Origin of the sequence: Leclercia sp. AS011 (assembly GCF_037152535.1) — a bacterium.
In the GTDB taxonomy this organism is placed as follows: Bacteria; Pseudomonadota; Gammaproteobacteria; order Enterobacterales; family Enterobacteriaceae; genus Enterobacter.
The window spans coordinates 1,210,749-1,228,386 of the sequence record NZ_JBBCMA010000001.1; the positions used below are offsets into that span (position 1 = coordinate 1,210,749).

The 17,638-nt window shown below is 57.8% G+C and carries 17 protein-coding genes; 7 read left to right on the plus strand and 10 right to left on the minus strand.

Going from position 1 to position 17,638, the window contains the following annotated elements:
• Positions 1-1,620 (minus strand): TIGR04028 family ABC transporter substrate-binding protein, encoded by a 1,620-nt coding sequence (locus tag WFO70_RS05620; RefSeq protein WP_337015056.1) that lies wholly within the window; start codon positions 1,618-1,620, stop codon positions 1-3.
• A 143-nt stretch (positions 1,621-1,763) separates the two neighbouring features.
• Positions 1,764-2,966 carry an NAD(P)/FAD-dependent oxidoreductase gene (locus tag WFO70_RS05625; protein WP_337015057.1) on the minus strand — a complete coding sequence of 401 codons (1,203 nt, stop codon included), beginning with the start codon at positions 2,964-2,966 and terminating at the stop codon, positions 1,764-1,766.
• A gap of 200 nt (positions 2,967-3,166) precedes the next feature.
• On the opposite strand from WFO70_RS05625, the gene WFO70_RS05630 reads away from it, so the two are divergent.
• Positions 3,167-3,673 carry an RrF2 family transcriptional regulator gene (locus WFO70_RS05630; protein WP_337015058.1) on the plus strand — a complete coding sequence of 169 codons (507 nt, stop codon included), beginning with the start codon at positions 3,167-3,169 and terminating at the stop codon, positions 3,671-3,673.
• A 33-nt stretch (positions 3,674-3,706) separates the two neighbouring features.
• On the opposite strand, the gene adhP is transcribed toward WFO70_RS05630, so the two are convergent.
• The gene (adhP, locus tag WFO70_RS05635; RefSeq protein WP_337015059.1) at positions 3,707-4,717 is read right to left on the minus strand and encodes an alcohol dehydrogenase AdhP; all 1,011 of its coding nucleotides are present in this window, start codon (positions 4,715-4,717) and stop codon (positions 3,707-3,709) included.
• A 275-nt stretch (positions 4,718-4,992) separates the two neighbouring features.
• Between adhP and WFO70_RS05640 the strand changes: the two genes are divergently transcribed.
• Positions 4,993-5,592, plus strand: coding sequence for an inorganic diphosphatase (locus WFO70_RS05640; RefSeq protein ID WP_337015060.1), 600 nt, complete (start codon positions 4,993-4,995; stop codon positions 5,590-5,592).
• A gap of 37 nt (positions 5,593-5,629) precedes the next feature.
• On the opposite strand, the gene WFO70_RS05645 is transcribed toward WFO70_RS05640, so the two are convergent.
• On the minus strand, positions 5,630-7,336 hold the full coding sequence (locus tag WFO70_RS05645; protein WP_337015061.1) for an ABC-F family ATP-binding cassette domain-containing protein: 1,707 nt from the start codon (positions 7,334-7,336) through the stop codon (positions 5,630-5,632).
• Between the two features lie 379 nt (positions 7,337-7,715).
• Here WFO70_RS05645 and WFO70_RS05650 point away from each other — a divergent pair, with 379 nt between their 5' ends.
• Together WFO70_RS05650 and yajD are read left to right on the plus strand one after the other, a co-directional pair.
• Positions 7,716-8,945 (plus strand): MFS transporter, encoded by a 1,230-nt coding sequence (locus tag WFO70_RS05650; RefSeq protein WP_337015063.1) that lies wholly within the window; start codon positions 7,716-7,718, stop codon positions 8,943-8,945.
• Positions 8,946-8,998: 53 nt separating this feature from the next.
• Complete coding sequence (yajD, locus tag WFO70_RS05655; RefSeq protein WP_106992874.1) at positions 8,999-9,346, plus strand: HNH nuclease YajD; 348 nt, start codon at positions 8,999-9,001, stop codon at positions 9,344-9,346.
• A 564-nt stretch (positions 9,347-9,910) separates the two neighbouring features.
• On the opposite strand, the gene WFO70_RS05660 is transcribed toward yajD, so the two are convergent.
• From WFO70_RS05660 to WFO70_RS05675, 4 genes are all read right to left on the minus strand, one after another.
• A complete protein-coding gene (locus WFO70_RS05660; RefSeq protein WP_337015064.1) occupies positions 9,911-11,608 on the minus strand; it encodes an NAD-dependent malic enzyme in 1,698 nt (565 codons plus the stop codon).
• A gap of 175 nt (positions 11,609-11,783) precedes the next feature.
• Entirely contained in the window at positions 11,784-11,921 is a 138-nt protein-coding gene (gene sra, locus WFO70_RS05665) for a stationary-phase-induced ribosome-associated protein (protein WP_032618124.1), read from the minus strand.
• Positions 11,922-12,001: 80 nt separating this feature from the next.
• On the minus strand, positions 12,002-12,217 hold the full coding sequence (gene bdm / locus WFO70_RS05670) for a biofilm-dependent modulation protein (RefSeq protein ID WP_337015065.1): 216 nt from the start codon (positions 12,215-12,217) through the stop codon (positions 12,002-12,004).
• A 142-nt stretch (positions 12,218-12,359) separates the two neighbouring features.
• Entirely contained in the window at positions 12,360-12,881 is a 522-nt protein-coding gene (locus WFO70_RS05675; protein ID WP_337015068.1) for a VOC family protein, read from the minus strand.
• Between the two features lie 134 nt (positions 12,882-13,015).
• Between WFO70_RS05675 and WFO70_RS05680 the strand changes: the two genes are divergently transcribed.
• Positions 13,016-13,444, plus strand: a complete 429-nt coding sequence (locus WFO70_RS05680) for an OsmC family protein (RefSeq protein ID WP_106992868.1) — start codon at positions 13,016-13,018, stop codon at positions 13,442-13,444.
• Positions 13,445-13,469: 25 nt separating this feature from the next.
• On the opposite strand, the gene WFO70_RS05685 is transcribed toward WFO70_RS05680, so the two are convergent.
• Positions 13,470-14,375 carry a LysR family transcriptional regulator gene (locus WFO70_RS05685; protein WP_337015069.1) on the minus strand — a complete coding sequence of 302 codons (906 nt, stop codon included), beginning with the start codon at positions 14,373-14,375 and terminating at the stop codon, positions 13,470-13,472.
• A 126-nt stretch (positions 14,376-14,501) separates the two neighbouring features.
• Between WFO70_RS05685 and WFO70_RS05690 the strand changes: the two genes are divergently transcribed.
• Positions 14,502-15,251, plus strand: a complete 750-nt coding sequence (locus WFO70_RS05690; RefSeq protein WP_337015070.1) for an SDR family oxidoreductase — start codon at positions 14,502-14,504, stop codon at positions 15,249-15,251.
• Here the strand turns inward: WFO70_RS05690 and WFO70_RS05695 are convergent.
• Positions 15,248-16,228, minus strand: coding sequence for a mannuronate-specific alginate lyase (locus WFO70_RS05695; protein ID WP_337015071.1), 981 nt, complete (start codon positions 16,226-16,228; stop codon positions 15,248-15,250). The genes WFO70_RS05690 and WFO70_RS05695 overlap by 4 nt on opposite strands.
• 153 nt (positions 16,229-16,381) lie before the next feature.
• On the opposite strand from WFO70_RS05695, the gene WFO70_RS05700 reads away from it, so the two are divergent.
• A complete protein-coding gene (locus WFO70_RS05700) occupies positions 16,382-17,614 on the plus strand; it encodes a diguanylate phosphodiesterase (RefSeq protein ID WP_337015072.1) in 1,233 nt (410 codons plus the stop codon).
• Positions 17,615-17,638: the final 24 nt, after the last annotated feature.

The window sequence follows — 17,638 nt, forward strand, 5'->3', positions numbered from 1 at the left end:
TTAGTGTTTCTCGATCCACGCGCCGTAGAACGACGGGCGACCGACCGCTTCAAAACTCACCCCTTTCAGCCAGGGCGCACCGGCAAACACCTGCGGCTCTTCGAAGATCGGGATCACGTAGGCGTTATCCAGCAGGTAGCGCTGGGCATCGCCGGTGAGCTGCAGGCGCTTCTGCGGATCCACTTCGGCGGAGATGTTCACCAGCAGGTCGTTGAGCTTGTCGTCGCGGAAGCTGTTGACCTTGTCGCTGGAGCCGCCTTTTTGCAGCAGGGCGTCGCGGTTGTTCGGATAGAACATGCTCTTCACCACGTCCGGGTCGGCGCGGCCCACTTCCGAGACGGTAAGCGGAGTTTTCAGCGGATCGAGGTTGTCGAGAACGTGGCTGCCCGCGTCACCGGCTTTCACGCTGAGGGCAACCCCCACCTGACGCCACTGCTGGGCCACCAGCTGCAACACCTCTTTATTCTGCGGCTGGGGCAGGGATTCGTAGATGGTCAGGGCCAGACGCTGGCCGTCTTTGGCGCGGATGCCGTCGCTGCCCGTCTTCCAGCCCGCCTCATCCAGCAGGCTGCTGGCTTTGGCCGGATCGAAGGTCAGCTTGTCGCTGAGATCGACATAGCCCGCCGCGGAGTCGGCAATCACCGATTTGGCCTGCGGATAGTTGGGTGAGAACAGGGTCTCCACCACCTGTTTGGCATTGGTGGCGTGGAGCAGCGCCTGGCGCACCCGCACGTCGGCTACCAGCGGGTTATCCGGACGGAAGCTGATGCTGTCGTTCACCCCGCGGGTGGGGGCGGCGTAGATGTGATATCCCTGTTCGGTGGCCTGTTTTTCGTCATAGGCCTGCACCTGGCGGATAAAGTCGGCCTGTCCGGCCAGCAGCGCGCCAACGCGCACGCTGTCTTCCGGTGTCACCAGATAGGTAATACCGTCGAGGTTCGCCGGGCCCTGTTGGGCGAGGTTTTTCGGCCCCCAGGCGTAGTCTTTACGTGCCTGAAGGTTCACTTCCCGGCCCAGTTTTTCGTCTTTCACCACGAACGGGCCGGAGCCGATAATATGGCGGGCATCCCCCAGCTCTTCAAAGTTACGTTGTAACGTGCTCAGGGAGACCAGGCCCGAGCCGATGGTGGCGGTGCCCTGCAAAAAGCCCGGGGACGGCTTTTTGAAGTAAAACTTCACGGTCTGCGGGTCGACCACTTCGCTGCGGTCGTAGTTGTTAATCACTTCCGACACCGGCAGGCGCTGGGCCTTGTTGCCTTTGCCGTAGGTATCAAAGTTCTTCGCCACCGCGTTGGCGTCCAGCGGCGTGCCGTCAGAGAAGGTCACGCCCGGGCGGATCTTAAAGGTGTATTCGGTTTTATCCGCGTTGGTGGACCAGCTCTCGGCGATCCACGGCTCCACCTCCAGCGTCTTCGGGTTCTGCCAGGTGAGCTTGTCGGTGATCTGATTGAGGATCCCGCCGTTGGGGTAAAACCCACCCGCCGGGGGATAGAGGTTGGTGTGCGCCTGTTGCTCCAGATAGACCAGCGTGCCGCCTTTGACCGGCGTATCGGCTGCATAAGCCGCCGTGGTCGCAACAATGAGTGCGGTCAGCAGCGGCAGGCGAAATGGGGTTTGCATGGTGAATTCCTTTGTTATCTTCTTGTTAGCGTCGAATGCATCTTCGGGCGGGGCCGAAAAGAAGGGAACAAAGGAATTGAGCTAAGGATTTGCAGAAAGTGGCAATAAAAAAACCGCGCCGGTGGGGGCGCGGTGAGTCGTCTCTAGACGAATTTCGCCAGCGGATCGGCGGCGGCAAAGGCCACCGCGCGGTCGGCTGCGGGCGGGTAGATCAGCTCGTTAGTGATGGCGATTTTGATTTTCTTCGCCTCATCCCGGACGCATTTCACCTTCTGGTCCCAGCCTTCGCTGTAGACCGCCCCCCAGCCGCCCAGATCGAGACAGGTGACGTAGTTCACCTGACGATAGGGATAGGGTTCAACCTCCAGCAGGCTGGCCGCGGCGTTATGCCCGGCAAATTTGCCCAGCTGGATGGCGTGCTGGCAGGTCATCAACGCCGTGTTACCGAGATTGTCGGTGCGGGCGTGGGCCATATCGCCGGTGGCGTAGACCTCCGGATGGGCTGGCACCTGCAGGCTCTCGTTGACCACTAAACGCCCCTGTTTGTCGCGCTCGCCCGCAATCTGCTGGCTGAGAGGATGGGCTTCCACGCCTGCCGTCCAGACGACGGTGGCGGCCGCGATGCGCTCGCCGTTTTTCAGGGTGACGCCGTTGGCATTAATGGCTTCGATCTCACTGTTGAGCCGCCACTCCACGCCCAGTTCATGACTCGCTTCTTCAATGGTTTGGCGCAGCGCTTCGCTGTAGCGACCGCCAATCACAGCGCCGCGTTCAACTACGATGACTTTAGTCTGCGTATCAGCGCCAAATCGGGCGCGCAGACGGGCAGGGAGTTCGGTAGCCAGCTCAATGCCGGTGAAACCGCCTCCGCACACTACCACAGTGTTACGTTCCGGCGTGGCAGGGCGTAAAGCCAGTGAATCGAGGTGGTTTTCGAAAAGCTGGGCGGATTCCAGCTGGTCAATATCAAAGGCAAATTCATCCAGTCCGGCGATGGCCGGGCGGCGGGTCTGGCTGCCGGTCGCCACAATCAGGCGGTCGTAGGTGGCCAGCGTGACCTTGCCCTTGCTATCGCGGTACCAGACACTTTTCTGTTTAGCATCAATGCGTTCAGCGGAACCGGCAATAAAGTTGATATTCAGTTCAGCAAAGAGAGCGCTTAACGGGGCCGCAAAACCTGCGACCTGCTCTTCATAAAAGCGCGGGCGGATCCGCAGCTCTGGCCGGGGGGCCAGCACGCTAATCTCCAGGTCTTTGCTTGCCGTTAAGTCGGCCAGACGCGCGGCGCTCACCGCAGCCCACATACCTGCAAAACCGCTGCCCAAAATTAAAATTTGCTTCTTCATCTTCGATCCTTTTTCTCATCAGGCCTCGTGGCTGACGTGACTGCAACTATACTTGTCGGAGTTAACTGCGACAACTTCTTTCTGAGTTAAATGGCGTCCACCATTAAAAACAGGCAGTTAGCAGCTGTAGGGGATTGTGGCTGTCTTTCACTCATCGAACATGGCTATAATGACGCGGAATAATAACTTCGGAGTTAAGCATGGCTTTTTACAGTTCCGGTGTGGAATACGGCATTCATAGCCTGATGACCATGGTGGATGCGAAGGGGAACGACCGCGAGATGAGCGTCAGGGAGATGGCGGCGCTACAGGGCGTGCCCTACGACTACCTGGGCAAGATCTTCACGCGTCTGTCGCGCGCCGGGCTGGTGAGCAGTACCGAAGGAAAGGGCGGCGGCTTCCGTCTGGCGCGGCCTGCGGAGCTGATCACCGTGCTGGATGTGGCCCACGCCATCGACGGCGAGAAAAACATGTTTGAGTGTCGGGAAGTGCGTCAGCGACTGGCGGTATTCGATGAAACGCCCCCGGCCTGGGTCTGCGACGGACCGTGCGGCGTGCGTTCGGTGATGGACAGCGCCCAGCAGCGGATGGAAGAGGAGCTGGCGCGGCATACCATTCTCGACCTGGCGCGCAAAATGTACCGCAAAGCGCCGGATACTTTTCAGATTGAGGTGCAGGAGTGGATTGCGGATCGGCGGAATACGTAGGCCCGGCAAGCGCAGCGCCGCCGGGCATGCAACTTATGAACGGAAATCAATCACCATACGGCCACGGATCTGGCCTTGCTCCATCTCCTTGAAGATGGCGTTGATATCGCCCAGCGGACGCAGCGCCACTTTTGGCACTACTTTACCTTCGGCGGCAAACTGGAAGGCTTCGGTCAGATCCTGACGGGTACCGACCAGGGAACCCACCACCTGAATTCCGTCCAGCACCAGGCGTGGAATATCCAGGCTCATCGCCTCTGGTGGCAGACCGACTGCCACCACGCGGCCACCGGCACGAACCGCATCTACCGCCGAGTTAAAGGCCACTTTCGCTACCGCCGTCACTACCGCAGCGTGGGCACCGCCGGTTTTTTCCTGAATAAATTTCGCGGCATCGTCGCTGCGGGAGTTAACGACCAGATCGGCCCCCATGCTGGAGGCCAGCTTCAGCTGCTCGTCGTTAACATCAACGGCGATCACTTTGGCATTAAAGACGTTTTTGGCGTACTGCAACGCCAGGTTACCCAGCCCGCCGAGGCCATAAATCGCAATCCACTGACCCGGTTTGATCTCCGATACCTTCACCGCTTTATAGGTGGTCACCCCGGCACAGGTGATGCTGCTGGCAGCGGCGGATTCCAGTCCGTCCGGTACTTTTACCGCATAATCGGCGGTGACGATGCACTCTTCGGCCATCCCGCCGTCCACCGAATAACCGGCGTTTTTCACGGTACGGCACAGGGTTTCGTTGCCAGAATTACAGTATTCACAGTGGCCGCAGCCTTCGAAGAACCACGCCACGCTGGCACGATCGCCCGGCTTCAGCGAGGTGACCCCCGGGCCGACTTCCTTCACCACGCCAATGCCTTCATGGCCGAGGATCACCCCGGTCTTATCACCAAAATCGCCGTTCTTAACGTGAAGGTCGGTGTGGCAGACGCCACAGCACTCCATCTTCAGCAGCGCTTCGCCGTGCTTCAGTGGGCGCAGGGTTTTCTCGGTCACTTCTACCTGATGGTCTTTGGTCACGACAGCAGCTTTCATATGTTTCTCCATTTTCATATTGAGGATCTGCGAGGCAGGTATGGCGTCCAACAGCGCGACATACCTCTTAAGGATTAATTTTTTTAATGATTGAGGCAAGGGCTGTGAAACATAATGTCATCATTTAATGAGGTTTTAGCGGAACGGTAATAGCAGAATAAGTAATAACCATAATGAGTGAGTGGGTATATATTTTTGCAGCAAATCTGTCATGTTTCTGACATTTCGAAACCGTATGGTGTGGTCTTCTTAAAAACCGAAGAGTTAACAAGACAATGCATCTGGTAAAAAAACTTCTCGCCGTAAGCGTTCTTCTGTCTGCGTCCGTACAGGCGCAAAATATCCTCGAATTCCCTCAGCCTGATAACAATCCGGAAGAGTTTTATGCCGTCACCGAAATTCCGGCAGGCGGAATTATTAAGTATGAAACGGATGCTAAAACCGGCTTTATCATCGCCGATCGCTTCCAGTCGATGCCGGTGGCCTACCCGGCGAACTACGGCTCGCTGACCCAGTCGCTGGCGGGCGACGGGGATCCGCTGGACGTGATCTTCTACACCCGCGCGCCGATGGCGCCAGGTACCCTGATCAAACTGCGCGCCATTGGTGTGCTGAAGATGATCGACGGCGGCGAGAAAGACGACAAAATCGTGGCCGTCCCGGCCAGTAAAATTGACCCGACCTATGACGACATCAAAGAGCTGAGCGATCTGCCGAAGATTGAGCAGCAGCGTCTGGAGTCGTTTTTCCGTGTCTATAAGCAGCTGCCGGAAGGGCGTAAAGCGGTGGAGCTGAACGGCTTCAACGATGCCGCCACCGCGAAGCAGGAAATTAAACAGGCATGGGATGCCTGGAAAACGAATCAACCGAAGTAAAAAATGGCCCGGCGGCGGCTACCCGCCGGGCGATTTACTACAGCTGCGCCGTCAGCGCGGCAATCTCCTCCTGCCACTGGGCCTGAAGCTGCGGTTTCTGATGTTTAGGCTTACGCAGCCGATCTTCTTCCAGCAGCGTCTCCAGCAGTATCAACCGTTCCAGCAGATCGTCATGTGCCTCTGGTTCCTCGCGTTGTGCGGCCTGAACCGGCGCAGCGCTGCCTGCGTTGCCGTCCCGCAGGCGGGCGAATACCGCGTCGGCATCATGCCATTCGCTGAGCTGGCCATGTTCAATTAGCCAGAAGCGGTTGCAGCTCTGGCTGATTAACTGCCGATCATGGCTGACCAGCAGCACGCCGCCCTCGAACTGTTGTAGCGTTTCGGCCAGCGCCTCTTTGCCTTCCATATCCAGATGGTTGGTCGGCTCATCGAGCATCAACAGGCTAAAGCGGGCCAGAGTCAGGCCAATAAACAGTAGCCGCGAACGTTCTCCGCCGCTGAGCGTGCTGACCTTTTGCCCGTGCCGCGCCCAGGCGAACCCGGCGGAGATCAGCGCCATCTTGCGATCCTGCGGGTTGGGGGCGAAGGGCTCCAGGGCGTCGATCAGCGTGGCGTCATCCGCCAGCTGGTGCAGGGTCTGGTCGTAATAGCCCATCGCCACGCGCGGGTGGATCTTCAGCCCGGCAGGCGTTTCGCTGGCAGTAAACTGTCGCCAGATCAGCCGCATCAGGGAGGATTTGCCGCAGCCGTTGCGCCCGACAATTGCCACCCGGTCGCCGCTTTTGAGCCGGACGTTTTCTGCCGAAAATAGCGCTGGCAGGCCCGGTGCAGGCGGTACGTCGAGGGTATCGATCTCCAGCAGCCGGTCGGCGCGTAGCGCATCCCCGCGCAGGGTTAAGGTCCAGGGCGTGCCGGAAGTCAGCGCCGTCTGGCTCTCCTTCAGGCGCTTCACCTGGCGTTCCATCTGCTTGGCTTTGCGGGCCAGATCCTCGTTGTCGTAGACCTTGCCCCAGGTCGCCAGCCGTTTTGCGCTGGCGGTAACCCGGTCGATCTCCTTTTGCTCGGCTTTATGGCGCAGGGCGTCGCTTTCGTCCTTTTCCGCCAGGGCCTGACGCGCCCGGGTGCAGGGAAGGGCGAAGTAGTGCAGCGTTTTATCCCGCAGAATCCAGCTGCCGTTGGTGACGGCATCCAGTAACTGCCTGTCGTGCGACACCAGCACAAAGCTGCCGGACCAGTTCTGTAAAAACTGCTCCAGCCACAGCAGGGTCGGCAGATCGAGGTGGTTGCTGGGTTCATCCAGCAGCAGCAGATCCGGCTCGTTAATCAGCGCCCGCGCCAGCAGCAGACGCGTATGTTGCCCGCCGCTAAGGGTAGCCGTTTGCAGAGCGGTGTCCTGCGGAGTAAAGCCCATGCCCGCCAGTAAGGTTTCCGCCCGCCAGCGCAGGCTTTCGCGCTCGGCCACCGGCAGTTGGGCCAGCACCGCGTCGATCATGGTCAGCGGATAGACCGATTCCGGCAGATGCTGCTCCACCCGGGCCATCAGGCAGTGCCCGGCCAGCGCCACCGTCCCGGAAAGGGGCGTGTCGGTGCCGTCGAGGATCTTCAACAGGATACTTTTGCCGCAGCCGTTATCGCCCAGCAGACCGATGCGGTCGCCTTTCTTCAGGCTAAAGGTGAGGTCGTTGAACAGCATGTCAAAGGCGGTATCAACACGGAGAGAGAGTGCAGTCAGTAATGTGCTCATTTGCTTACTCAAGAGTTTCAGGCATGAAAATGCCTCGTCAAACATCGCTGACGATAACCCGGTAAGCCCGAGAGAAGGGATTCAGTCTTAGGTGTCTTCGCTCAAGCCGAAGTTATCGCAGCACGTAACCGATAACGCTTGAGCAGGTGCGATCACCAAGGTGAAGTGAAATATCAAAGATTTCACAGCACAGCATAATTAGCCTCCTTTATATTCAGTAGGTTGATAGATGAGAGGAGTGTAGCGGGGTTTGGTTTGGCGGGCAAGGGGGGGCGGGTTTCGCCGGGTGGCAGGGCTAAATAATTTGGTTGCATTTTAAAACTGGATGGTCTGATATAGTTGGTTTTAAGTTGAAACCACATTACGGAACCCAGACATCATGAATGCGCAACTTACCACTTCGCCGGAGCAGGCGGGTATGTCACCCAGCCTGGTGTGGCTCTTCGCCATCGCCAGCGGTTTGAGCGTGGCAAATGTCTATTACGCCCAGCCGCTGCTGGATGCGCTGGCGCGGGATTTCGCCATCAGCCAGGCGGCGGTGGGCGGCGTTGTCACCGCCACCCAGATGGGCTGTGCGCTGGCGTTACTGTTTCTGGTGCCGCTGGGCGACAGGGTGGATCGCCGTCGGCTGATGGCGCTGCAAGTGCTGGCCCTGATCGTCGCCCTCATTTTGGTGGGGATGGCGCAGTCTGCGCCGGTCCTACTGGTGGGTATGCTCGCGGTCGGGCTGCTCGGTACGGCGATGACTCAGGGGCTGATCGCCTGTGCGGCCAGCGCTGCGGCTCCACATGAACAGGGGCGGGTGGTGGGAACGGCCCAGGGCGGCGTTTTCATCGGGCTGCTGCTAGCGCGGGTCTTTGCCGGGGGCGTGAGCGACCTGGCGGGCTGGCGCGGGGTCTATTTCAGCGCCGCGCTGCTGATGCTGATGATTGCGATCCCGCTGTGGCGACGGTTGCCTGTTCTGCCTCCGGCTTCCCGGGCGCTGAGTTATCCCCGCCTGCTGGCCTCGATGCTGACGCTGCTGCGCCAGGAGAAGGTGTTGCAGGTGAGAGGCATGCTGGCGCTGCTGATGTTCGCCGCCTTTAATATCTTCTGGAGCGCGTTAGTACTGCCCCTCAGCGCGCCGCCGTATAGCTTCTCGCACACGGCAATTGGCGCGTTTGGGCTGGCAGGCGTGGTTGGTGCCCTGGCCGCCGCGCGGGCCGGGCAGTGGGCGGACCGGGGATATGCTCAGCGCACCAGTGCGATAGCACTTCTGGCGCTGCTCTTGGCCTGGTGGCCGCTGTCGCTGATGGATGTGTCGCTCTGGGCGCTGGTAATCGGCATCGTACTGTTAGATCTGGGCGGTCAGGCGCTGCACGTCACCAACCAGAGCCTGATTTTTCGCACCCGCCCGGATGCGCACAGTCGGCTGGTGGGGCTCTACATGCTGTTCTATGCCGTCGGCAGCGGGCTGGGGGCCATCGGCACGACCGTCACTTATGCTCATTTTGGCTGGCAGGGGGTGTGCATGCTGGGGGCATTGGTCAGCCTGCTGGCGCTGGTGTTCTGGAGGATAACACAGCGCCAGCTCGCAGAAACCACGGGCTGCGCCAGTGAACGCAGGTGAATTCCCGGCCGTACTGGCGTAAAATTAGCTTTTTGCCACAGGTAACTTCAGCAATGGCTCTGATCCCGAAAAACTACGCGCGGCTGGAAAGCGGCTACCGCGAAAAAGCGTTAAAAATCTATCCATGGGTATGTGGGCGCTGCTCGCGGGAATTTGTTTATTCCAACCTGCGTGAATTAACGGTTCACCATATCGATCACGACCATACCAACAACCCGGAAGATGGCAGTAACTGGGAGTTGTTGTGTCTGTTCTGTCACGATCACGAGCACTCCAAATACACGGAAGCGGATCTGTATGGCACCACGGTGGTGGCGGGCGAGGACGCGCAAAAAGACGTAGGCGCGGCGACCTACAATCCGTTTGCCGATTTACAGGCGATGTTAAATAAGAAGAAGTAGATCGTAGTTGAAACGCCGGGTGGCGCTGCGCTTACCCGGCCTACGAAATGCTCCCTCTGCCTGTGGGGTGAGGAATGCTTAATAATTTTATTGCCTTTAAAGCAACCTGGTAATTAAAGAATAATAAACGACTTACAGCGGCTCCCTGGTCCGGCTGAAAATCGCCGAAGCGTTTCCGGAAGGCCGGGGCGAGGCGCAGGGACGCGCCGAGAGGGCATAGCCTGCAGGGATGCAGGCTGGTGCCCGACCCGAAAGCCTGGAGGAATAAGCTGAGGACAAAATTGCCGGGAGCAATTTTGGACAGCGCTTGCGCTGGCCCCGAAGGGGTGAGCCCCAGGGATGGGGCGAACAATCCGCGAAGCGGCGATTTTCTTGCCGGGAGCCCGGGTTGCCAGGGTGGTGGCGATTGAGCCACCCTGGCACGTTCACCGGTTCTGGCGTATCAGAGAAGCAAGAAACGTGAAGTGAACGGAACCACCACCTCAGCCGCATGTACCCCTTACCTTCTTCCCAAAGGGGAGAGGGTGCACACATAAAAAAGGCAACTTACGTTGCCTTTTGCTTTTAGATCGACGTCCGACGATAGCTCCGGTACTCCGGCTGCCAGAAGTTCTCATCAATCGCCTGCTGTAACGCATCGGCAGAGGTTTTCACTGCCACCCCTTGCTGCTGCGCCATCTTGCCCACGGCAAACGCAATGGCCTTCGACACCACGTGGATATCCTTCAGCTCCGGCAGCACCAGCCCCTCGCCATTATTCACCAGCGGTGAGTGCTTGGCCAGGGTTTCGCTGGCGGACATCAGCATCTCATCGGTAATGCGCGAGGCACCCGAGGCGATCACCCCCAGACCAATCCCCGGGAAGATATAGGAGTTGTTGCACTGGGCAATCGGGTAGGTTTTATCCTTCCACACCACCGGGTCAAACGGGCTGCCGGTGGCGACCAGCGCATTGCCTTCTGTCCAGGCGATGATGTCCTGCGGGGTGGCTTCGACGCGGGAGGTCGGGTTTGACAGCGGCATCACGATCGGGCGCGCGCAGTACTTATGCATCTCGCGGATGATCTCTTCGGTGAACAGCCCGGTCTGCCCGGATACGCCGATCAGAATATCCGGCTTGACGTTGCGCACCACGTCCAGCAGGGAGAGCACTTCATTGTCGGTATCCCAGTTTTTCAGATTCTCGCGCTTTTGCACCAGTTTGGTCTGGAACGGCAGCAGGTTCGGCATGCCGTCGGTCAGCAGGCCGAAGCGGTCCACCATAAAGACGCGAGAGCGGGCCAGCTCTTCGCTTAAGCCTTCCCGCTGGGTCTGGGCGATGATCTGCTCGGCAATACCGCACCCGGCAGAACCGGCCCCGAGGAAGACAATCTTCTGATAGCTTAACTGGTTGCCCGCCGCACGGCTGGCGGCAATCAGGGTGCCGACGGTAACTGCAGCGGTGCCCTGAATATCATCGTTAAAGGAGCAGATTTCGTCCCGATAGCGATTCAGCAGCGGCATGGCGTTTTTCTGGGCGAAGTCTTCAAACTGCAACAGCACGTCCGGCCAGCGATGTTTTACCGCCTGGATAAAGTCATCCACGAACTGGTAATACTCGTCGTCGGTGATGCGCGGGTGACGCCAGCCCATGTACAGCGGATCGTTGAGCAGCTGCTGGTTGTTGGTCCCGACATCCAGCACCACCGGCAGGGTGTAGGCCGGACTGATGCCGCCGCAGGCGGTATAGAGCGACAGCTTCCCGATTGGAATGCCCATCCCGCCGATCCCCTGGTCGCCCAGACCGAGAATACGTTCCCCGTCGGTCACCACGATCACTTTGATGTTGTGGTTCGATACGTTCTGCAGAATGTCATCCATGTTGTGACGGTTCTGATACGAGATAAACACGCCGCGCGAGCGACGGTAAATTTCGGAGAAGCGTTCGCAGGCGGCACCGACGGTCGGGGTGTAGATCACCGGCATCATCTCGTCGAGATGGTTTTGCACCAGCCGGTAGAAGAGGGTTTCGTTGGTGTCCTGGATATTGCGCAGGTAGATGTGCTTATCGATTTCGGTTTTGAAACCCTGGTACTGGATCCACGCGCGCTCGGCCTGTTCTTCGATGGTTTCCACCACTTCCGGCAGCAGGCCCAGCAGGTTGAAGTTGCTGCGCTCTTCCATGCTGAAGGCGCTGCCCTTGTTCAGCAGGGGAAACTCCAGCAGAACCGGTCCGGCGTAAGGGATATAAAGGGAACGATGTCGGGTTGCTTTGTTGTCCATGTCACTCACTTAATTTTGGGAAATCCGTCCCTGGCACTGGTGTTGATCATTGTCGCTGTCGTGCCTGCAGGGGATGTCAGGCGCATAGTATAGAGGAGGTGAATGTTAAAAACTGCAACATACAAACAAAAACACCACCGGTTTTGCCGGTGGTGTCAGGGATCCTTGCGCGAGCTTACTTAGGTTCGTGGCGTTTTCTGCCGGTAGCGTGGGTGACCTGCGTTTCGCTGTCGCCCTCAATCACCACTTTACGCTGGTTAGAGAGTTTGTAGTTCAGTCCCAGAATATGGCGTGCCTGACGGTTCGATTTCATAGTAACTCCTCATTCCTGTTTGTAGTGATAAGGCGAACGAAATGTAACCCCTAAGGTTGCAGATCCAGCATAGCAGGTTTTCAGAAACTGGCGTGCTGACCGCTGACGACGTAGTTAATGGTCTGCTGGTAGATGTCACTGAGGATGTCATTGTCTGAGGCTTCAACCCACTTGGTGAGTTCCATCAAAATGTCATCTTCGGTGACAGCGCCCATCTCTGCGCGTAAACCCTGTGCAATTGCATTTACCAGCTCCGGCTGCGCGGATGGTGTGGTTGCTGAAGTATAAGTAAACATAGTGCCTCCGTGTCGTTTTCTATTTAATGTTCCGGTTCGCAATAACGTAATGCACATTCAGAATGGCAAATTTTTTAATCACTGTGACTAAGAGTCGTCCTGGAAATAAAAATATCATAATCCCTAACTTTTAAAGGATATATCATGGCTTCCAGCGACGCCTGTTTGTGTATTTTTCATAAGGCATGGGGGAGGGCCAGGATATCAATTCAATCACGCTGCCCCAGGGCGTTTTACCGTAGCAAAAAGCATTGCCCTCTCCCTGTTCTGCCGGGAAGGAGAGCGGCTTCGGCCCGGTAAACATCTCGCCACCCGCCGCCGTAAAGCGGGCTATTGCCTGCGCAAAATCATCCACATAGACCGCAAAATGTTGCAGGCCAAAGTCGCTCGCTCTGGCCGGGGACTGCTGCTCCGGGCCGTGCATTTCAAAGAGCTCTATGCCCGGCCCGTGGGGCATCGCCAACATCCGGATGGCGCGAACCTCGGTCCCCGGGAATAAACGCAACGTTTTCTGCTGAGCATCGGGATCAATATTCCCGTCGCCGGGCTCTACTGAGCGATATATTTCTTTCGCGTTAAAGGCCTGCTCGAAAAATAGTGTTGCCTGATTAATGTCCGGCACGGTAATACCGATATGGTCAATACCTCTTACGGGTGAATTCATTCTCTGCTCCTTATTAAAAATTTAAATATAGCAGGTGAATATCTGCGCAAAAGGATGAGACTGTTCCGTGTTTGCCCTTGAGTCCAGACTCTCTTCTATACTTAACCCTTTGTAAGCCAAAAGGAGAGCAAATTATGACAATTCACAAGCACGGTTCGGCGCACTGGTCTGGCGATATTAAACGCGGCAAGGGTACGGTCTCCACCGAGAGTGGCGTCCTTAATCAGCAACCTTACGGCTTTAATACCCGCTTTGAAGGGGAAAAGGGCACTAACCCGGAAGAGCTGATTGGTGCAGCCCATGCGGCCTGCTTCTCAATGGCGCTGTCCCTGATGCTGGGCGAGTCTGGTTATACCGCCGACTCCATCGACACCACTGCGGATGTTTCGCTGGATAAAACCGACAGCGGTTTTGCCATCAGCAAGATTGCGTTGCAGAGCAAAGTGACCGTACCGGGCATTGACCCACAGCAGTTTGACGGCATTATTCAGAAGGCCAAAGCCGGATGTCCGGTGTCGCAGGTGCTGAAAGCTGAAATCACCCTCGACTATACCCTGAACTGATCCGCAAGCCGGGCGTCGCGCCCGGCTATCCCTTCACCGCCCCGGGAAAAACCTCTGCCAGCCACGCGATAAACACCCTCAGACGCTGGGTCACATGCCGGTTTTGCGGATAGACCACGTAAAACGGATAGTGCGGCGGACGCCACTTCGCCAGAACTTCCACCAGCGCACCCGACGCAATCAGCCCGCCGACCGAGTAGCGAAAGGTCTGGATAATCCCTATACCGACAACCGCCGCCGCCAGATGCGCGTTGCTTTCGTTCACCCCGATATGGTGCCGCAGGCCGATCTCGCGAACCTCATCATCGTGAGTAAAGCGAAACGGCACCGCGCGTCCGGTCACCGGGGACAGATAGCTCACCAGTTTATGTCCATTTTTTAACTCCTCCGGGTAGGCGGGGATGCCGTGCAGCTTCAGGTAGTCCGGCGTTGCGCAGGTGACCATCTCCGCATTGCCGATATGCCGGGCGATCAGGGAGGAGTCCCCCAGCACGCCGCCGCGGATCACGCAGTCCACGTTGCCGCTGATCAAATCCACTGGCCGGTCAGCCACCCCCAGGTCGATGCGGATGTCGGGGTAACGATGCATAAAGTCCGGCAGCAGCGGGATCAGCACGTCCCGCGCCGTCGAGCCCCCCACATCGATCCGCAGATGCCCCTGCGGCTGCTGCTTCACCGCGCTGAACGAGGTGTCGATATCTTCGATATCAATCAGCACCCGCCGGGCTTTGTCGTAATAGTCCTGACCTTCCGGAGTGGGCGTTACCCGCCGGGTGGTGCGCTGTAACAGCCGCACGCCGAGATGCGCCTCCAGGGCTTTTACCAGCTTGCTGAGGGTGGCGATGGGCATGGTCAGCGAGTCTGCCGCCCGGGTGAAGCTGCCGGTTTCTACCACGCGCGTAAAGGCGCGCATTGCCATTAACTGATCCATCGGACGGGCTCATTGAAGAGGGGGATTATTCCCACAGGGAAAAAGTGATTTCCATTTTTGCTGATTTTTCCCTAATCCCGCAAGGGGTAGAGTGCATCCACACTCACAACACAGAAGGTCAATCACATGAACGCAGCATTAACAGGTAAAGTCGCACTCGTCACCGGTGGCACCAGCGGTATCGGTCTGGCAACGGCAAAAGAGCTGGCCGCTCAGGGGGCGAAGGTGTACATCACCGGTCGCCGGCAGGCTGAACTGGACAACGCCGTCGCCGGCCTCGGCGGGCAGGTGACCGGCATTCGCGCCGACGCCTCCCGGCTTGCCGACCTCGATACGGTGTATGCCCAAATCGCTGAGCAGGCCGGACGGCTGGATGTGCTGTTCGCCAACGCCGGTGGCGGCGATATGCTGCCGCTGGGGGCCATCACCGAAGAACATTTCGACCGCATCTTCGCCACCAACGTGCGCGGCGTGCTCTTTACCGTGCAGAAGGCGCTGCCGCTGCTGGCGTCCGGGTCGTCAGTGATCCTCACCGGCTCGACCGTCTCGGTTAAAGGCACCGCCAACTTCAGCGTCTACAGTGCCAGCAAGGCGGCAGTGAGAAACTTTGCCCGCTCCTGGGCGCTGGATTTGCAGGGGCGCGGGATCCGCGTCAATGTGGTCAGCCCGGGTCCAGTCAAAACCCCGGGGCTGGGCGAGCTGGTACCGGAAGAGCAGCGGCAGGGGCTGTTTGATGCCTTAGCCTCAACGGTGCCGCTGGGTCGCATTGGCGAACCGGAAGAGGTGGCAAAAGTGGTGGCGTTCCTCGCCTCCGATGCTGCCAGCTTTATCAACGCCGCCGAGCTGTTCGTGGATGGTGGGATGGCGCAGATTTAACGCTGATAAAGCAGGGTGAGATTGCCGCCGAGGCGGCGATCCTTCAATGGACGGCTGGCGACCAGGCGTGACAGTGTCCCTGAGCTACATTGATGCAGGGCGCACCAGGGTTCCAGCCATTCCAGACGATCCCCGTTTTGTTGCAACACATACCCCGCCAGCCGTGCCAGCGCGCCATTATTCTCCTGAGTCACATCAACCTGATTCGCCCCGGCAAAACTGGCGATCATCACCAGCGGCTGCAGGGCATAGTTGTGATAGGCCAGCGCCCGTGCGCCGCGACGCTGTTCGTTTGCCAGTGTGCCGTCGGCGGCTATCTGCCCGGCGGCGATGCGATACTCTTTTAGCGACCAGTTGAACAAATCCCGCCGGTCAAGGGCCACGGCGCTGGCCATTACTGCCCATGCCGCCCAGTAGCTGTGATTATTGGTGCTTTTCAGCGGCAGACCGTCCCACTCCTGGATGACCCGATCCGCCAGCTTGCCCAGCCAGCGCTCGGTGGTCTGTTGTCCGGCAAGGGACGTCCCTGGGGTAAACTTCAACTCCAGCCAGCTGCTGGCCAGCGTCGCCAGCGCCCATTTACGCATCGCGCGCCCGGTATGGCTGGTCTCCCCGGAGAGCAACGCGTCTGCTTTGGCCCAGGCCGCGTAGCCGTTGAGAATACAGGTCAAAGTATGTGGATCCCCGCTCTGTTTATAGCGCCAGACCATTTCCGAGATCCCGCGTTCAAAGCCGACGATGGGTTTAGACGCGGCGCGAAACGCCTGTTCCGCCTGCGGATTCAGCGTGGCGCGGGCGCTGTCCGACCCTTCATATTTACTGCGCAAGGTCAGCGGGGCGGTGAAAGGCGCGGGCAGGGGAACGCAGCCGCCCGCTTCAGTCTGCGGCAGCGGTCGGGTAAAACCCGCAGGCGGCACCAGCGGAGCGGCCAGCGCGTACAAGGGTAAACAGAGCAGCACATGCAGAGTACGTTTCACATTCATCTTCAACAGAGTTAAATATTGATATTGGTTATTTTTGAGCCGAATCGCTTCTTTCGGGATATATCGCCTTAATACTATTAGTCGATAAATGTAAATTATGTTAAACACTAACTTATAAAGCCTAACAATGTATCGGGAACAATGACTGTGCTTACTACACTCATCTACAGAAGCCAGTTAAATTCATCCTGTAAATCTTTCTCACTGATTTCACTGGTGGAAAAGGCCAGACACAGTAATGCCGCGCTGGATGTGACGGGCATATTGCTGTTTAACGGCGTCGATTTTCTGCAGATCCTGGAAGGATCTGAAGAGGTCATCGAGACGTTGTTTGTGAAGATTAGCCAGGACAAGCGCCATGACAGCGTGGTAGAGCTGATGCGCGACTACGGCCCGCGGCGACGCTTCGAGAATGTCGGCATGCTGCTGTTCGACCTGCGTATTGATACACCTAAGTCGGTGCGCGACTCCGTACTACGCTACAGCAAACTGGATAATTATCTGGCGGCGGAAGATCGGGTCTTCAAATTTATTCAGCGTTTTATTCACCAGCAGAAAAAAGCGCCGGGCGTCTCCAGCTTCCGGCCCGATAAGTGGCGGCTGGCCCCGGAGCATGCGCCTTTCGGCAAAACGATTAACGGGCTGATTGATAATCAGGTCTGCCAGTTTGCCCTCCAGCCGATTGTCGAACCCACCGAGGGGAAAATCTCCTCGCTGGAGGCGTTGATCCGCGGCAACGACGGCGGCAGCCCGGAGCGGTTCTTTAATGCTATCGATCAGGACAAAGTGTACGAAGTGGACCTTCTGACCAAGTCCTACGCTTTTGCGCTGGCAGAGAAGATCGGCATTGGCGACCATAAAATCGCCATTAACCTGCTGCCGATGTCGCTGGTCAACGTGCCCGGCGCCGTCGATTATCTGATGGACCAGATCCTCTTCCACGGTTTGCAGCCGGAGCAGGTGGTGATTGAAGTTACCGAAAACGAAATGATCTCCGGTTTTAACCAGTTCAACAGCGCCATCAAGCAGCTAAGGGCGGCAGGGATTGGTCTGGCGATTGATGATTTTGGCTCTGGCTATGCCGGACTGTCGCTGCTGACCCGTTTCCAGCCGGATAAACTGAAAATCGACCGCGAGATTGTCAGCAATATCCACTTAAGCGGCCCGAAACAGGCGATTGTGAAGTCGATCATCAGCTGCTGCACCGACCTGGAGATTGCGCTGGTGGCCGAGGGTATCGAGAAGATCGAAGAGTGGTGCTGGCTGGAGTCGGCAGGCATAAAACGTTTTCAGGGCTTTTTATTTGCCCGCCCCAAATTAAACGGCGTGGGAGAAATTCACTGGCCACAATATACTAATGCTGCATATTTAAGCGATTAACTCTCCGGCAAATAATTAGCGGTA

What these genes read in the sequence shown, in the direction of transcription:
- WFO70_RS05645 (WP_337015061.1), bottom strand. Translation starts at nt 7,336, where the DNA reads ATGAGCACATTACTGACTGCACTCTCTCTCCGTGTTGATACCGCCTTT.
- WFO70_RS05650 (WP_337015063.1), top strand. Translation starts at nt 7,716, where the DNA reads ATGAATGCGCAACTTACCACTTCGCCGGAGCAGGCGGGTATGTCACCC.
- WFO70_RS05680 (WP_106992868.1), top strand. Translation starts at nt 13,016, where the DNA reads ATGACAATTCACAAGCACGGTTCGGCGCACTGGTCTGGCGATATTAAA.
- WFO70_RS05620 (WP_337015056.1), bottom strand. Translation starts at nt 1,620, where the DNA reads ATGCAAACCCCATTTCGCCTGCCGCTGCTGACCGCACTCATTGTTGCG.
- adhP (WP_337015059.1), bottom strand. Translation starts at nt 4,717, where the DNA reads ATGAAAGCTGCTGTCGTGACCAAAGACCATCAGGTAGAAGTGACCGAG.
- yajD (WP_106992874.1), top strand. Translation starts at nt 8,999, where the DNA reads ATGGCTCTGATCCCGAAAAACTACGCGCGGCTGGAAAGCGGCTACCGC.
- WFO70_RS05685 (WP_337015069.1), bottom strand. Translation starts at nt 14,375, where the DNA reads ATGGATCAGTTAATGGCAATGCGCGCCTTTACGCGCGTGGTAGAAACC.
- WFO70_RS05630 (WP_337015058.1), top strand. Translation starts at nt 3,167, where the DNA reads ATGGCTTTTTACAGTTCCGGTGTGGAATACGGCATTCATAGCCTGATG.
- WFO70_RS05625 (WP_337015057.1), bottom strand. Translation starts at nt 2,966, where the DNA reads ATGAAGAAGCAAATTTTAATTTTGGGCAGCGGTTTTGCAGGTATGTGG.
- bdm (WP_337015065.1), bottom strand. Translation starts at nt 12,217, where the DNA reads ATGTTTACTTATACTTCAGCAACCACACCATCCGCGCAGCCGGAGCTG.
- sra (WP_032618124.1), bottom strand. Translation starts at nt 11,921, where the DNA reads ATGAAATCGAACCGTCAGGCACGCCATATTCTGGGACTGAACTACAAA.
- WFO70_RS05660 (WP_337015064.1), bottom strand. Translation starts at nt 11,608, where the DNA reads ATGGACAACAAAGCAACCCGACATCGTTCCCTTTATATCCCTTACGCC.
- WFO70_RS05640 (WP_337015060.1), top strand. Translation starts at nt 4,993, where the DNA reads ATGCATCTGGTAAAAAAACTTCTCGCCGTAAGCGTTCTTCTGTCTGCG.
- WFO70_RS05675 (WP_337015068.1), bottom strand. Translation starts at nt 12,881, where the DNA reads ATGAATTCACCCGTAAGAGGTATTGACCATATCGGTATTACCGTGCCG.
- WFO70_RS05690 (WP_337015070.1), top strand. Translation starts at nt 14,502, where the DNA reads ATGAACGCAGCATTAACAGGTAAAGTCGCACTCGTCACCGGTGGCACC.